The sequence below is a fragment of the Streptacidiphilus carbonis genome (assembly GCF_000787775.1).
GTDB classification, from domain to species: Bacteria; Actinomycetota; Actinomycetes; order Streptomycetales; family Streptomycetaceae; genus Streptacidiphilus; species Streptacidiphilus carbonis.
On the sequence record NZ_BBPM01000014.1, the window covers coordinates 48,492 to 62,673 of the forward strand.

The following is a 14,182-nucleotide window of genomic DNA, read 5'->3' on the forward strand; positions in this document are numbered from 1 at the left end:
GTGAGTGGGGGCGGGAGTCCCGGGGAGCCTTAGCTGCTCCCCCGGCTGGATCACATCCGGGTCGGCACCGATGACCTGCCGGTTCGCGGCGTAGACGGATTCCCAGCCGCCGCTGACACGGTGCTCGTCGGCGATTCCGCTGAGCGTGTCGCCCTGATGCACCGTCACCGTGTCCGTCGCCGAGGATGCGGGCTTCGTCGCCGAATCCGCCGGCATCGCCAACCGCCAGCCGGGCGAGAGGGGTGCGTCCGCCCGGAAGACGGTGCCGGTCGCGTCCATCACCCGGCCCTGGTTGAGCCGGGCTATCTCCTGCCAACGTCCGCCGCTGCCGAGCCGGGACTCGGCGATCGACCACAGCGTCTCGGCCGGGCGGACGGCTTGGACGGTGTGGACGGTAGCGGCGGCAGCCGCCGCCCCGCCGTTCCCGATCGGCGCGTTCCCGACGGGCACAGAACCCGGCGCCGCCCCCGCCGTCGCGACCGCCGGCGCCGGAAGCGACGCCGCCAGCGCTCCCCCGGCCGGGAGCAGCGCGAACAAGGCGCCGAGCAGCGCTGCGGCGGACCGCTGCGACCAGCCCAGTGCCGGGAGCCGGCGCGGGACGCGTCCGCTGATCCTGGCGGCAAGCTCGACCAGTACACCGAGGGCGAACGCCGCCCAGGCCAGCCAGCCGATCGCGGCCAGCACCCAGACCAGCAACTGCCCCTGGTCCGGGGCGCTCAGCAACGCTCCGGGGCCCGCGCCGCCGAACGGCCCGCCGCCGCGGGACAGCGCCAGCGTCCCGTAGAGCAGCACCAGCGGCAGGCCGACCAGCAGGGCCGGCAGCAGCACCAGTCCGGCGCAGCCGCGTACCAGCGTGGACCGCCATCCGGGCAGCGCGCCGTGCCGCCGCCGCGGGGTCCGCCTGGCGGCGGAGGCGGAGGCGGGAGCGGCGTCGCGCGACTGCGGGCCCATGGCCCTCCCCCTCGGGCGCGCCGACGCGGCACGCCTGACACCTAGAGTGACGCCTCGTCACTGTGATCGGTAGGGGACATGACGGTCCAATGGCTGAACAGCAGCCTCCGAGTGATGGAAGGGACCCGCCGGCCGGCTGCGAACAGCGGCGCCGTCCCCGCGCCGGCGCATCAGTCGCTCACCGATGCGTCGGGCTCGCGCAGGAAGAGGCCGAGGACCAGCGCCAGCGCCGGTACCGCGCAGATGACCGCGAGCACAGCCTGCGGGCCGTGCGCGTCGGCGAGGACGCCGAAGGCCGGGGAGATCAGGCCACCGATGCTGACGGCCAGTCCGAGGGTGACCCCGGCGGCGGTGCCCGGGCGCGAGGGCAGGTAGTCCTGCCCCAGCTTGACCAGTACCGCGAAGGGGATGTTGAGGGCGGCCCCGGACAGCAGCGCGAACAGCAGCGGCAGCACTCCGCCCGGGGTCAGCCGCAGCCCGACCAGCAGCGGGACGGCCAGTACGCCGCCCAGTTGCACGGTGCGGACCATGCCGACCCGGTCGGCGATCCGGCCGCCGAGCAGGGTGCCCAGCACCCCGCCGCCCAGGAAGCAGGCCAGTGCCGTTCCCGCCAGCGCGCGGCCGGTGTGCAGCTCACGCAGCCAGTACAGCTCGATGAAGGTGTTGACGCCGAAGAAGGCGACCGAGCGGACCACCTCGATCGCGGTCAGCACCAGGAACGGTCTCCACTGGTCGCGGCCGGTCCTGGCCGGGGCTCCCGCGGTGAGTTCGCTGTGCCGGCGGCGGTTGCGCAGCAGGGCGAAGGCCATCAGCACGGCCGGCGGGATGAACAGCGCGGTGGCTCCCACGCCCCAGGCCACCAGGGCCGGGGTGGCCAGCACCGGGGCCAGGAAGAAGCCCACGCTGCCGCCGGCGGCGAAGACGCCCATCGCCCCGGCGCTGTCGCCGGCCGCCTCCCGGGCCGAACGTCCCGCCGCCGGGTGGAACATGGCCACGCCTAGCCCGGAGAGCAGGATCAGCGTCCATACCGCCGGATACATCGGCGCCAGCCCCGACAGTCCGAGCCCGACGCCCGCCAGCCCGACCCCGGCTGCCGCCAGCCAGCTGGGCCGCAGCCGGTCCACCAGTACCCCGACGAACGGCTGCGGCACCGAACTGCCCAGCGTGGCCGCCATGGTGAGCCCGGCTGCGGCGACATAGCCGTAGTGCCGGTCCAGTACGAAGTAGGGCACGCTCGCGGGCACCAGGCCCTGGTAGAGGTCGTCGACGGCGTGGGCTGCGCCCCAGAGGCGCATCCGCCGCCAACCGGTCGGCGCAGGCCCGGTCGCGGCGGGTGTGACGGGGCGGGTCGGAGCGGGAGAACTCTGCATGCACCCCAGGATTTCGTTCGCACCCCGGTGCGGGCTATCGGTATTCTGCCGACCTGTGTCGGTAACCCGCCTTGCCCTGCCCGGCCCGACCCTGACGTCGCTCACCCGCCGCGAACGGGTCGAGTGGCACGACCACGACGTCCACCAGCTGATCTACCCGCGGTCCGGGGTGCTCCAGGTATCGACCGGGCTCGGCGCCTGGGTGGTGCCGCCGCACCGCGCGGTCTGGGTGCCGGCCGGGGTGCCGCACGCCCACCAGGCGCTCGGGCCCACCCGGATGTACAACCTGGTCTTCGACGCCGCGGTCAACCCGCTGCGGGTGGACCAGCCGACCGTGGTCGCGGTCGGCCCCCTGCTGCGCGAGGTGATCACCGCACTGATCGAGGACCCCGACGCCGACGGGCAGGCGCGGGCCAATCTGGAGCGGGTGGCGCTTGACCAGCTGCGCCGGGTGCGCGCGCTGCCGCTGCACCTGCCCTCCCCCGCCGACCCCCGGCTGCGGGACATCACCGAACTGCTCCTGGCCGACCCGTCCGACCAGCGCACCCTGGCCGAGTTCGGCGCGGCGGTGGGCGCCGGCGAGCGCACCCTCAGCCGGCTGTTCCGCGAGCACACCGCGATGACCTTCCCTCAGTGGCGCACCCAGCTGCGACTGCACCACTCCCTCGGACTGCTGGCCACCGGAGCCTCGGTCACCTCCACCGCGACCGCCTGCGGCTACAGCGGCACCAGCGCCTTCGTCGAGTCGTTCCGGCACGCCTTCGGCACCACGCCCGGGCGCTACCGACGCGAGGCCGGCCAGTTCTGACCCCGAGCGGTCACGTCCCGGACGGATGTCCCGGGGAGCGAGGCGGCCTGTTTTCTGCTAAAATTGGTCTATACCACAATGCTCTTTTTGACCCTGCCCCGACTGTGATGGGACCAGCATGGAAATTGTGATCGTTCCGGACGCCGCCGCCGGCGGCGAGCTCATCGCGACGGCGATCGCCGACCTGCTGACCCGCAAGCCCGACGCCCTGCTCGGGGTGGCCACCGGCTCCACCCCGCTGCCGATCTACGAGGCGCTGGCGGCCAAGGTCCGCGGCACCGACCTGGACGTCAGCCGGGCCCGGATCTGCCAGCTGGACGAGTACGTCGGCCTGCCCAAGGGCCACCCCGAGTCCTACCGCTCGGTGGTGCTGCGCGAGGTCGTCGAGCCGCTGGGGCTGACCGAGTCCTCCTTCATGGGCCCGGACGGCAGCGCCGACGACATCGCCGCCGCCTGCTTCGCCTACGACCGCGCCCTGGCCGCGGCCGGCGGTGTGGACCTGCAGCTGCTGGGAATCGGCACCGACGGCCACATCGGCTTCAACGAGCCCTGCTCCTCGCTGGCCTCGCGGACCCGGATCAAGACGCTGACCGAGCGGACCAGGGTGGACAACGCCCGCTTCTTCGACAACCTGGACGAGGTCCCGCACCACGTCATCACCCAGGGCATCGGCACCATCCTGGAGGCCCGCCACCTGGTGCTGCTGGCCACCGGCGAGGGCAAGGCCGACGCGGTGGCACTCACCGTGGAGGGCCCGGTCTCCGCCGTGGTCCCCGCCTCGGCGCTGCAGCTGCACCCGCACGCGACCGTGGTCGTCGACGAGGCCGCCGCCTCCCGCCTCAAGCTCGCCGACTACTTCCGCGCGACCTGGGCCGCCAAGCCCAGCTGGCAGTCCATCTGACGGACCGTCGCCCGAAGCACCGCAGCGGACCCCTCGAATACGCACCGACGGCCGCCCCGCCCCCGACACCCCGGGACGGGGCGGCTCCTCGTGCTGACGGATCCTCAGCCGGCGGTGCGGGGGCAGTGGTACAGCGTGCTGCCGGCCACGCCTCCGCCATAGGCGGCGGGCGGGACGGCGGAGCAGTCGGCGGTGACCCAGCGGGTCGCCCGGGCGGCGACGGTGCCGGCCGTGGCCGAGTCGCCGCCGCCCTTGCCTCCGCCCCCGCCTGTGCCGCCGCCTCCGCCGAAGCCCGTCGGCCGGTCGCCGAGCAGGACATAGCCCAGCTCACCCGTGCCGACCTGCCGCTTCAGCGAGGCCAGCGACGGCGACGGCGCCTGGTTGGTGAAACCGCCGATGGGCAGCACCGGGGCGTCGGCGGCCAGGATGTACGGGGAGGCCAGCGCCCAGCTGTTGGCGGCGAAGAGATAGCGGGCGCCGTCCCGATGGGCCTCGGCGTAGCCGAGCAGCGCCTGCTGACCGGCCGTCAGCGTGCCCGAGCCGCGCATCACCGCGGCGAAGGCCGCCATCGCCGGATCCGAGCCGGTTTCGCCCTGCTCGGCCCGGTCTGGCTGGAAGCCCCACATCCGCCGGGCCGGTGGCCCGACCGCGCCCATCCCCGAGTGCCCGTAGGCCGGGTCGAGCACGGACGCGCTCCAGGCGGCCGGCGCGGCCAGCATCGCCACCAGCCCGACCCCGAACCCCGCCGCGACCAGCGGGCCGAAGCGGCGCACGCGGCCCGGCGCCGGCAGGACCAGCGGCAGGGCCAGCAGCAGCACCGAGACCAGGCCGACCAGCAGCGTGGCGGGGACGAGCAGGGGCAGGAAGGTCGGGTAGTCATGCGTCAGCCACGCGCCCCAGCCGGCCGTCGCGGCCACGGTGGCGGGCAGCGCCCAGCCGGCCGCGCCGCCGCGCCGGTGGGCGCGCCACAGCAGCACCAGCCCGGTGCCGCCCAGTGCGGCGAGCGGGGCGGCCACGACGCCCAGGTAGTAGGTGTGCCCGTCGACGCTTCCGGCACTGAGGACCAGGAAGAACACCGCGAACCAGGTTCCCCAGAGCAGCAGTCCGGCCCGGAGTGCGTCGGTGCGCGGGGCTCGACGGCGCCGGTGGAACCCGAGGAGCAGGGTGGCGACGGCGAGCGGGTAGAACCAGCCGGTCTGCGAGGCCAGCGGCCCGGCCACCAGCTTCGTCCACCCGCCGTCGCCCCTTCCGCCGCGGCTGCCGCCGTGGGCCCGGCTCTGGGCGCCGTGGACTCCACCGGCTGCATCGGCGCCGTGAGCTGCCGAGGCCCCCTTGGCGCCGGATCCCCCGGGGCCGCGCAGCGTCGGCACACTGCCGGTGTCGTCGGCGTTGATGCCCACCGACGCGAAGCGGCTGAGGAAGTTGTAGCCGACGACCATGCTCACCGCCGAGTTGTCGGTGCTGCCGTCCACATAGGGGCGGTCCTGCGCCGGGGTGAGCGTCACCAGCAGCATCCAGGACACCGACACCGCCAGGGTCACCGCACCGGCCAGTCCGAGGTGGACCAGTCTGCGGCGCAGCGCCGCCGGCGCGGACAGCCCGTACACCAGCGCCAGCGCCGGCAGTACGGCGAAGGCCTCCAGCATCTTGGCCTGGAACGCCAGCCCGACCCAGGCCCCGGCCAGCAGCAGCGACCGCAGCCGGGCGTCGCGGGCGGCGCGCTGGGCGGCGTCCGCGGCGAGCAGCAGGAGCAGGGTGAACGCGGGTTCCTCGACGGCGGTGCGGAACAGTCCGGCGAGCACAGGGGTGAGGGTGAACAGCGCGGCCGCGAGCAGCGCGGCGTTCACCCCGGCCCAGCGGCGGACCGTCCGGTGCAGCACCAGCACGCTGAGCACGCCCTCGATGACCTGGGGCAGCGTCAGCGCCCAGGCATGGAAGCCGAAGATGCGGGCCGAGAGGGCCTGCGGCCACAGAAAGCCCGGGAGCTTGTCCAGGGTGATCGTGTTGCCCGGATCGAAGGACCCGTAGACGAACGCCTTCCAGCTCCCCGCCATGCTGCGCACGGCGTCGGCGTAGAAGGGGTGGTAGCTGCTCCGGTCGATGTTCCAGGCGTAGAGCAGTGCCGCGACGGCGGTGACGAGTATCAGGGCGGGGCGGGCGTAGCGGGGTTGCGGTGCAGCCTCGGTGCGGGGGGCGGGGACGGCCTTGCTCGTCGCGATCGTTGCCATGGCCCGGAGTCTGCCGGGGCCCGATCCGGGGCCCCGGCGCGCGACACTGCCAATCCGGACTTACCAGGCAAATATGGTGATTCCTTGACGCGGAAGAGGGGTTCCGTTTGCCCGGCTCACAGACTCGCCGGGTTCAGGCGGTGACCGGTGCCGCCTGTGCGGCTTCCCGGCCCTCCGCGAGCGCGGCCAGCGCCTCGCGGTAGGCCCGCTCCAGCGCCTCGGCCGCCGGGACCTCGATGTCGGGCTGCACGCCGACGCCCTCCCAGTCGGTCCCGGACACGGGGTTGATGGAGCGTCCGGTCGGGATGGTCGCCTCCAGGTGCGGGTGGACCGTGTAGCCCTCGCGCGGGTGCGCGCCGCCCCGGCTGCGCTCGCCGACCACGACGGCCCGGCCGAGCTGCTGCAGGTCGTAGGCCAGCTCCTCGGCGCCGGAGAAGCTGGTGCCGCTGGTCAGGATGTAGAGCGGCTTGCGGCCGCCGAAGCGGGCGCCGGGGACGTAGGGCAGCGACCAGGACTGGACGTAGGTGTCGCCGTCGCGCAGGTAGTTGGTGTTCAGGTGGGTGGACTCGTCCAGCAGGTAGCCGCAGACGAAGGCGACGCTCTCCGGGCTGCCGCCGCGGTTCCGGCGCAGGTCGATGATCAGCGCCTCGGCGGAGGCGACCAGGTTGAGCGCGGCGCGCAGGGTCTCGCCGGTGGCGCCGTCCTTCAGCTGCATCGGGAAGATGATCGGCGCCAGCTCCAGCAGCGCCACCCCGCCGTCCAGCCGCTGGATCAGCGGCACCCCGTTCATGGAGCCGTCGGCCTCCCGGGTCAGCTCGGCCAGCACCGCGCCGCCGGGCTCCGCGGGGATCTCGTCCGCGTGGAACTGCAGCCGCAGATGGCGGTCGCCGTTGACGGACTGCAGGTCCTCGGTGACCAGGGCGCCCAGCTCCTGCGCGGTCCCGGCGGCGGCATAGCGGCCGGCCGCCAGGCGCTCCGCGAGCAGCGCGGACAGCTGCTCGGCGATCTCGGGGAACACATAGTGCTCGGCTATCAGCTTGGCGGTGTCGGTGATGATTCGATCGGTGTCGAGCGCGGACATGGAGACCCCCGTGTGTGTTCCGGCTGTGAGTCGGTGGTGCTGACAGCAGGAGTAGAGCACGGCCCTTGAAAAAGCGTCAAGAGCCGTAGACACTTGACCCATGGAGCCCTTGCCGACCCGCGACCTGCCACCCCCCGAGGAACTGCTGGAGGTCGACAGCGCGGTCCAGTTCAAAGCCCTCTCGCACCCACTGCGGCAACGGCTGCTCTTCGCCCTGGCCCGCCGCGCCACCATGAGCCAGCTCGCCACCGCGCTCGGCGCCCAGAAGGGCAACGTCGCCCACCACCTGCGGGTGCTGCGCGACGCCGGGATGGTGCGGGTGGTGGAGACCCGCCAGGTGCGGGGCGGCACCGAGCAGTACTACCAGCGCACCGCCCGCCGGATGACCTTCGCCGGCCACCAGGCCGCCGCCACCGCCGCGATGTTCGACGCGGTCGCCGAGGAACTCGACCGGACCACGACCAGCGACCCGCTGCTGATCCTCCGCCACGTCCGCCTGACGACGGCCCAGGCCAAGGCCCTGAGCGCGGAGCTGGAGCGGCTGGTGGAGAACACCGAGGAGGCGGGACCGGACGACCCGGTGCACGGCGTCCTGGTCGCGCTCTACGAACAGGGGCTGCCGGGAACGGCCGGGGCCCCGGCCACCGCAAAGGAGTGATGCGCATGGAGGAGACAGAAGCCGAGGCCCTGAACGAGCCCATGCCCGCCGCCTGGGACCCCGACGGCATAGGGGTGCTGCAGCTTCCCTCGGGACGGCTCGTTCGCGGGCGGGGGTTGCGGCGCCCGCTCCCGGCCGGGCCGCTGCCCGAGTTCGCGCTCTACCTGCTGGGCCGTCAGCCGCCCCGGGTCGACTGGGAGGCGCGGTGGCTCCGCTGGCCCGACTTCCGGCTGCCCGCCGACCGGGCGGCGACCGCCGAGGCCCTGCGCGAGGCCTGGTCCCGTGCCGCGACCCAGCGCGTCGAACTCGCCTGCGGCGGCGGCCGCGGCCGCACCGGCACCGCACTCGCCTGCCTCGCCGTCCTCGACGGCGTCCCGGCCCACGAAGCCGTCGCCTACGTCCGCACCCACTACGCGGCCAACGCAGTGGAAACCCCCTGGCAGCGCACCTTCGTCCGCCGCTTCGACGGGCAGCCCTGAAGGGCCGCCCCGGCACTGAGCCCGTGTCGGACCGTCAAAGGGGCGGCCAGGCGGATATCTCGGGCATTCCCCACCCATAACAGTCACCGCGAGTATCCAGGTGATTGCGATATGGACTCGACGTGAGGAAAGTGTGTTCGAGAGCCGCTATGGTCGAGCCCGAACGATTATCTGCCGATGTGCTCGGCGGATGACACACCGCAAGGAGTACGCCATCACTCGGACCCGCCAGGCAGCCCTGGTTCTCGCCTGCACCGTCGCACTCGCCGGCGGCGTCGCCGCCTGTGGCGCCGCCAAGCAGCTCAGCGCCGGGGCGAAGGTCAGCACGGCCTTCGACAAGCTCGGTGAGAGCAAGTCGCTGTCGGTGAAGTTCAGCCTGGACGCCACGGCCGACCAACTGCTCGCCCTGGACAAGGCCGAGATCGCAGCCGGCGACGAGAGCAAGTCCGATGCGATGACCGCACAGGACGCCAAGAACCTGGCCGGGCTCGGCGCCTCGATCACCATGAGCGCGGACAAGCCGCTCAAGGACGTGCTGGACTCCGCGAAGGCCGGCAGCGGCGGCCGGCTCGACCCGGGCCTCAACTTCGCCCTGGAACTGCACGGTGGCGACGCCAAGCCGCTGTTCGAGCTGCGCGTGGTCAACAGCAAGGACTACCTGCGGGTCGACCTGGACGAGCTCTCCAAGCTCGGCAGCAGCGACAAGAGCCTGGCCGGCGGGATCTCCGGGATGAAGTCCGGTGTCGCCCAACTGCCGTCGGCCTACAACGCGGTGAAGGACCTGGTCAACGGCAGGTGGGTGTCGATCGACCCCAAGCAGCTGTCGGGCCTCACCAAGAGCCTGGGCGGCGGCGGGACGACGGCTGCCCCTTCCCCCTCCGCCCTGCCCAGCCTGAGCAGCGGCGACCAGAACAAGCTGGTCAAGGCGCTCACCGGGGTGTTCACCGTCGATGTGACGCTGGACGACAAGGGCACCCAGGACGGCAAGGACCACATCGTGGTGACGGCCCCCGCGCGCAAGCTCGTCGCCGACATCCAGAACGCGGTCGAGCCGATCGTCAAGGACGTCCCCACGATCGGCAGCAGCTTCCCGACCGCCGCGCCGACCTCCGTCCCGGACAAGTCGATGAGCGCGGACGTCTACATCAACAACGACGGCTCGCTGTCCAAGCTGTCCCTGGACGTCTGGCAGCTGAACCCCAAGGGCACTGCGGACCAGCACCTGCCGCTGTCGCTGTCCTTCGACACCCAGGCCGCGCCGACCACCGCACCGGCCGGTGCCACCGAGCTGACGTCCGGCGTGATCCAGGACATGCTCAAGGGAATGGGCGCGGGCAGCTCCGACGGCAGCGGCGGCCCGCTCGGCGGCTGAGCCATCCGCTGCCGAACCTTCCGCCGCTACCGGTGCCGGGTGGCAAGTCCGGCACCGGCCTCACCCAGCCAGCGGGTCGCCTCGGCCACGGCCCGCTGCCGGGAGCCGGCCAGTTGAGTGAGCGTCAGCAGCCGAACGGGCGTCGGCGCAGCCAGGTTCGCGGCGTCGGCCGCCGCGGCTCCGGCCACCACCGCCAGCGGGACCCCGGCCGCCCCGGCCCGGCGGGCGACCTCGCCGACGACCTTGCCCTGCAGACTGGTCGCGTCGTAGCAGCCCTCTCCGCTGATCACCAGATCAGCGGAAGCCAACTCGGCGTCCAGCTCCAGCAGTTCGGCGATCGCCGAGGCACCGGGAACCAGCTCAGCCCCCCAGCCCGCGCGCAGCCCGTAGCCGGTGCCGCCGGCCGCCCCCGAGCCGGGGGCCGACGCGTCGCCGCCCAACAGCTCGGCCAGCCGGGCCAGCCCTCGCTCCAGCTGGGCGATCTGCTCGGGGTCGGCGCCCTTCTGCGGGCCGTAGACGGCGGCCGCCCCGTCCGGGCCGAGCAGCGGGTTGACCACGTCCGTGAGCACCTGGACGCCGCCGGGCGGTGCTGCCCGCAGCCGCGAGCGGTCGAGGCTCGCGGCCCGTACCAGCGCTCCCCCGCCGTCGGGCAGCGGTCGGCCCAGACCGTCGTACAGCTCCAGGCCGAGGGCCCTGAGCAGGCCCGTGCCGCCGTCGGTGGACGCCGAACCGCCGACGGCGACGACCAGCCGCTCGGCCCCGCGGTCCAGCGCGGCGGCGATGGTCTCGCCGGTGCCCCGAGTGGTCGCTCCCAGCGGATCCGGTTCGGTGAGCAGCGGAAGACCGCTGGCGGTGGCCAGTTCGACCACCGCCGTACCGTCGGGCAGCAGCGCGTAACGGCCGGTGACCGGCCGCCCGTCCGGGCCGGTGGAGTCCGGCACGGACTCGGTGACCGCACCGGGGCGGGCCTGGAGCACGGCGGCGAGGGTGCCCTCGCCGCCGTCCGCGAGCGGCAGCAGCCGCAGGACGTCCTGCGGCCTGACCCGCCGCCAGCCCTCGGCCAGGGCCCGGGCGGCCCCGGCGGCGGTGACGGTGCCCTTGAAGGAGTCAGGGGCGATGACCACTCTCACGGCATTGCCACATGGGCCAGATGGCGTTCGATCATGCGACGCAGAGTCAGTTCTCCCGGTGTGTCCCAGACCTCCTGGTTGAACAGCTCCACCTCGATCCACCCGGTGTAGCCGGCCGCGGCCACCGCCCGGCTGAGCGGCGGGAAGTCGATCACACCGTCGCCGACATGGCCGCGCCCCAGCAGGGCGTCGGCGGGCAGCGGCAGGGTCCAGTCGCAGACCTGGTAGGCCGCGATCCGCGCGCCGGCGCGGGCGATCTGCCGGTACAGGTCCGGATCCCACCAGACGTGGTAGCTGTCGACCACCACGCCGACCTGCTCCAGCGGGAACTGCCCGGCCAGGTCCAGGGCCTGGCCCAGGGTGGACACCACGGCGCGGTCGGCGCAGAACATCGGGTGCAGCGGCTCCACCGCCAACCGCACCCCGTGCTCGCCCGCGAAGGGCGCCAACTCGCCCAGCACGTCCCGGACCTGTTCGCGGGCGCCGACCAGGTCGCGGCTGCCCTCCGGCAGTCCGCCGCAGACCAGCACCAGGGTGTCGGTGCCGAGGGCGGCGGCCTCCTCGACGGCGCGGCGGTTGTCCTGGACCGCCCCCGGGCTGGTGAAGAACCCGCCCCGGCAGAGGCTGCTGACGGCCAGTCCGGCGTCCTGGACCAGCTTGGCGGCGGCGACCGGGCCGCCCGCCTCCGCGACCTTGTCGCGCCAGAGGCCGATCCCGCCGATGCCCGCCTCGGCGCAGCCGCGTACGGCCTCAGCCAGGGTCCAGCCACGGGTGGTGATCTGGTTGAGCGAGAGGCGCTCGATGCCGGCCGGGCCCGAAGACGTACCGTTGCCCGCTGAAGTACCGCTGCCCACTGAAGTACCGCTGCTCACTGCCGGACTCCCATCACGTCGCAGTACTGCCGCAGCCGGGCCGCGGCCAGGTCCTCGTCCTGGATGATCCCGGCAGCCAGGGCGAGCCGGTGCAGCTCCAGCAGGTGGACGGCCGAACGTCCGCTCTGCGCGCCGGCGACCATGCCGAAGTGGTCCTGATGGCCGGTCAGCCAGGCCAGGAAGACGATGCCGGTCTTGTAGTGGAAGGTCGGCGCGGCGAAGAGGTGCCGGGCCAGCGGGACGGTGGGGGCGAGCAGTTCCTCGTAGCGCCCGGTGTCGCCCGCGTCCAGGGCGCGCAGTGCCGCGGCGGCCGGGACGGCGATCGGGTCGAACACGCCGAGCAGGGCGTCGCTGCCGCTCCGGATCAGCTCCGGGTAGTGGAAGTCGTCGCCGGTGTAGAGGCGGACGCCGGGCGGCAGGGCGGCCCGCAGGGCGGTCTCGCGGTCGGCGTCCAGCAGTGAGACCTTGATGCCGTCGATCCGATCGGCGTGCTCCTTGATCAGTGTGAGCACGCTGTCGGCCGCCGCGTCGAGGTCGGCGCCGGGTCCGGCCCAGTATCCGTCGAGGGCCGGGTCGAACATGGTGCCGAGCCAGTGCAGGATCACCGGCTCCCGGGTCTGCGCCAGCAGGGCGCCGTAGACCCGGTGGTAGTCCTCGGGTCCGCGGGCGGTGGCGGCGAGCTGACGGCTCGCCATCAGGATCACCCGGGCCCCGGCGGCCTCGACCGCCTCGATCTGCTGCTCGTAGCCCGCCCGCACGGCGGCGAGGCCGGCGGCGGGACCGGCCGTGGAGACGGCAGGGGCGCCGCCCGAGCCCGCTGCCGGCACCGGCGGCAGGTGGTCGGTTCCGGCGCCGCAGGCCAGCAGGCCGCCGACGGCCCTGGCCTCGGCGCCGCTGCGGGCGATCAGCTCGCTGGTGGCGGCCCAGTCCAGGCCCATCCCGCGCTGGGCGGTGTCCATGGCGTCGGCCACGCCGAAGCCCAGCGACCAGAGGTGGCAACGAAAGGCGAGGGTGGCGTCCCAGTCCACCGCCGCGGGCGCGCCGGGGGCGTTGCCGCCGAAGGGGTCGGCCACCACATGGGCGGCCGCGTAGGCGGTGCGCGAGGAGAAGGGGGCGGAGGCCGTGGCGGAGGTTGTGGCTGAGGTCGTGGCGGAGGTCATCGCGGGCTCACAGCTCCAGCGCGGGGACGTCGAGGCGGCGGCCCTCGCGGGCGGAGCGCATCCCGAGCTCGGCGAGCTGCACGCCCTTGGCGCCCTCCAGCAGGTCCCAGCGGTAGTCGGAGCCGGTGACGACGTGGCGCAGGAACAGTTCCCACTGCACCTTGAAGCCGTTGTCGTACACCTCGTTGTCCGGCACCTGGTGCCACTGCGAGCGGAAGTCCTCGGTGGCCGGAAGATCCGGGTTCCACACCGGCTTGGGGGTGCCGACCCGGTGCTGGTAGCGGCAGTTGCGCAGGCCGGCGACGGCGCTGCCCTCGGTGCCGTCCACCTGGAACTCGACCAGCTCGTCGCGGTCCACCCGGACCGCCCAGGAGGAGTTGATCTGCGCGATGACGCCGCCCTCCAGCTCGAAGATGCCGTAGGCGGCGTCATCGGCAGTGGCGCGGTAGGCCCCGCCCTGCTCGTCCCGCCGCTCCGGGATGTGGGTGCTGGTGTGCGCGTAGACCGAGCGGACCGGGGCGACGATCTCGTCCAGCACATAGCGCCAGTGCGGGAACATGTCGAGGATCATGCCGCCGCCGTCCTCGGCCCGGTAGTTCCAGGAGGGGCGCTGGGCCGACTGCCAGTCGCCCTCGAACACCCAGTAGCCGAACTCGCCCCGGACCGACAGGATCCGGCCGAAGAAGCCGCTGTCGACCAGGCGCTTCAGCTTCAGCAGCCCCGGCAGGAAGAGCTTGTCCTGCACCACCCCGTTGCGCACCCCGGCCTCGCGGGCCAGCCGGGCCAGGTCGAGCGCGCCCTCCAGCGACTCGGCGGTGGGCTTCTCGGTGTAGATGTGCTTTCCGGCGGCGATGGCGGTGCGGAGCGCCTTCTCCCGGGCCGGGGTGACCTGGGCGTCGAAGTAGACCTCGGTGACCGGTTCGGCCAGGGCCTCGTCCAGTGAGGTGGTCCAGCGCTCCAGACCGTGGCGCTCGGCCAGGGCCCGCAGCCGGGCCTCGCTGCGGCCGACCAGGATCGGCTCGGGCCAGAGCACGGTGTCGTCGTCGAGCGGCAGGCCGCCCTGTTCCCGGATGGCCAGGATCGAGCGCAGCAGGTGCTGGCGGTAGCCCATCCTCCCGGTCACGCCGTTCATCACGATGCCGATCGTCCTGCGGGTCATCCCTGTGCCTCCT

At 73.4% G+C, this 14,182-nt stretch carries 13 protein-coding genes; 5 read left to right on the forward strand and 8 right to left on the reverse strand.

Annotated features, from left to right (window positions below):
* Both TR46_RS44215 and TR46_RS13310 read right to left on the reverse strand, forming a co-directional pair.
* Positions 1-951, reverse strand: a 951-nt coding sequence (locus TR46_RS44215; protein WP_042399167.1) for a LysM peptidoglycan-binding domain-containing protein, incomplete at its 3' end; no start/stop codon positions are given.
* Between the two features lie 170 nt (positions 952-1,121).
* Positions 1,122-2,321, reverse strand: a complete 1,200-nt coding sequence (locus TR46_RS13310; protein ID WP_042399171.1) for an MFS transporter — start codon at positions 2,319-2,321, stop codon at positions 1,122-1,124.
* A gap of 55 nt (positions 2,322-2,376) precedes the next feature.
* Here TR46_RS13310 and TR46_RS13315 point away from each other — a divergent pair, with 55 nt between their 5' ends.
* Both TR46_RS13315 and nagB read left to right on the forward strand, forming a co-directional pair.
* Entirely contained in the window at positions 2,377-3,129 is a 753-nt protein-coding gene (locus tag TR46_RS13315; RefSeq protein WP_042399174.1) for an AraC family transcriptional regulator, read from the forward strand.
* Positions 3,130-3,247: 118 nt separating this feature from the next.
* Positions 3,248-4,030, forward strand: coding sequence for a glucosamine-6-phosphate deaminase (gene nagB, locus TR46_RS13320; protein ID WP_042399178.1), 783 nt, complete (start codon positions 3,248-3,250; stop codon positions 4,028-4,030).
* A 104-nt stretch (positions 4,031-4,134) separates the two neighbouring features.
* Here nagB and TR46_RS13325 read toward each other — a convergent pair whose 3' ends face one another.
* Positions 4,135-6,258 carry an ArnT family glycosyltransferase gene (locus tag TR46_RS13325; RefSeq protein WP_152626451.1) on the reverse strand — a complete coding sequence of 708 codons (2,124 nt, stop codon included), beginning with the start codon at positions 6,256-6,258 and terminating at the stop codon, positions 4,135-4,137.
* 133 nt (positions 6,259-6,391) lie between these two features.
* On the reverse strand, positions 6,392-7,339 hold the full coding sequence (locus tag TR46_RS13330) for a S41 family peptidase (RefSeq protein ID WP_042399181.1): 948 nt from the start codon (positions 7,337-7,339) through the stop codon (positions 6,392-6,394).
* Positions 7,340-7,439: 100 nt separating this feature from the next.
* Here TR46_RS13330 and TR46_RS13335 point away from each other — a divergent pair, with 100 nt between their 5' ends.
* The 3 genes from TR46_RS13335 to TR46_RS13345 all read left to right on the forward strand — a co-directional run bounded on the left by TR46_RS13335 (position 7,440) and on the right by TR46_RS13345 (position 9,848).
* The gene (locus TR46_RS13335; RefSeq protein ID WP_042399184.1) at positions 7,440-7,997 is read left to right on the forward strand and encodes an ArsR/SmtB family transcription factor; all 558 of its coding nucleotides are present in this window, start codon (positions 7,440-7,442) and stop codon (positions 7,995-7,997) included.
* A gap of 41 nt (positions 7,998-8,038) precedes the next feature.
* Positions 8,039-8,476, forward strand: a complete 438-nt coding sequence (locus TR46_RS13340) for a phosphatase domain-containing protein (protein WP_042399451.1) — start codon at positions 8,039-8,041, stop codon at positions 8,474-8,476.
* Between the two features lie 190 nt (positions 8,477-8,666).
* A complete protein-coding gene (locus tag TR46_RS13345; protein ID WP_042399187.1) occupies positions 8,667-9,848 on the forward strand; it encodes a hypothetical protein in 1,182 nt (393 codons plus the stop codon).
* A 26-nt stretch (positions 9,849-9,874) separates the two neighbouring features.
* On the opposite strand, the gene TR46_RS13350 is transcribed toward TR46_RS13345, so the two are convergent.
* From TR46_RS13350 to TR46_RS13365, 4 genes are read right to left on the reverse strand one after another with little or no spacing between them, the layout of a single operon-like run.
* Entirely contained in the window at positions 9,875-10,972 is a 1,098-nt protein-coding gene (locus TR46_RS13350) for a glycerate kinase (protein ID WP_236655322.1), read from the reverse strand.
* Between the two features lie 2 nt (positions 10,973-10,974).
* Positions 10,975-11,850: a sugar phosphate isomerase/epimerase family protein gene (locus TR46_RS13355; protein ID WP_439654357.1), complete on the reverse strand. Its 876-nt coding sequence runs from the start codon at positions 11,848-11,850 to the stop codon at positions 10,975-10,977.
* The gene (locus TR46_RS13360) at positions 11,847-13,010 is read right to left on the reverse strand and encodes a dihydrodipicolinate synthase family protein (protein WP_042399194.1); all 1,164 of its coding nucleotides are present in this window, start codon (positions 13,008-13,010) and stop codon (positions 11,847-11,849) included. Before TR46_RS13360 ends, TR46_RS13355 begins: the two co-directional genes overlap by 4 nt.
* A 7-nt stretch (positions 13,011-13,017) precedes the next feature.
* On the reverse strand, positions 13,018-14,169 hold the full coding sequence (locus TR46_RS13365) for a Gfo/Idh/MocA family protein (protein ID WP_042399196.1): 1,152 nt from the start codon (positions 14,167-14,169) through the stop codon (positions 13,018-13,020).
* Between the last annotated feature and the right edge of the window lie 13 nt (positions 14,170-14,182).

Coding starts and splice junctions, on each gene's coding strand:
- TR46_RS13360 (WP_042399194.1), bottom strand. CDS start 13,010: ATGACCTCCGCCACGACCTCAGCCACAACCTCCGCCACGGCCTCCGCC.
- TR46_RS13310 (WP_042399171.1), bottom strand. CDS start 2,321: ATGCAGAGTTCTCCCGCTCCGACCCGCCCCGTCACACCCGCCGCGACC.
- TR46_RS13335 (WP_042399184.1), top strand. CDS start 7,440: ATGGAGCCCTTGCCGACCCGCGACCTGCCACCCCCCGAGGAACTGCTG.
- TR46_RS13340 (WP_042399451.1), top strand. CDS start 8,039: ATGCCCGCCGCCTGGGACCCCGACGGCATAGGGGTGCTGCAGCTTCCC.
- TR46_RS13325 (WP_152626451.1), bottom strand. CDS start 6,258: ATGGCAACGATCGCGACGAGCAAGGCCGTCCCCGCCCCCCGCACCGAG.
- TR46_RS13345 (WP_042399187.1), top strand. CDS start 8,667: ATGACACACCGCAAGGAGTACGCCATCACTCGGACCCGCCAGGCAGCC.
- nagB (WP_042399178.1), top strand. CDS start 3,248: ATGGAAATTGTGATCGTTCCGGACGCCGCCGCCGGCGGCGAGCTCATC.
- TR46_RS13365 (WP_042399196.1), bottom strand. CDS start 14,169: ATGACCCGCAGGACGATCGGCATCGTGATGAACGGCGTGACCGGGAGG.
- TR46_RS13330 (WP_042399181.1), bottom strand. CDS start 7,339: ATGTCCGCGCTCGACACCGATCGAATCATCACCGACACCGCCAAGCTG.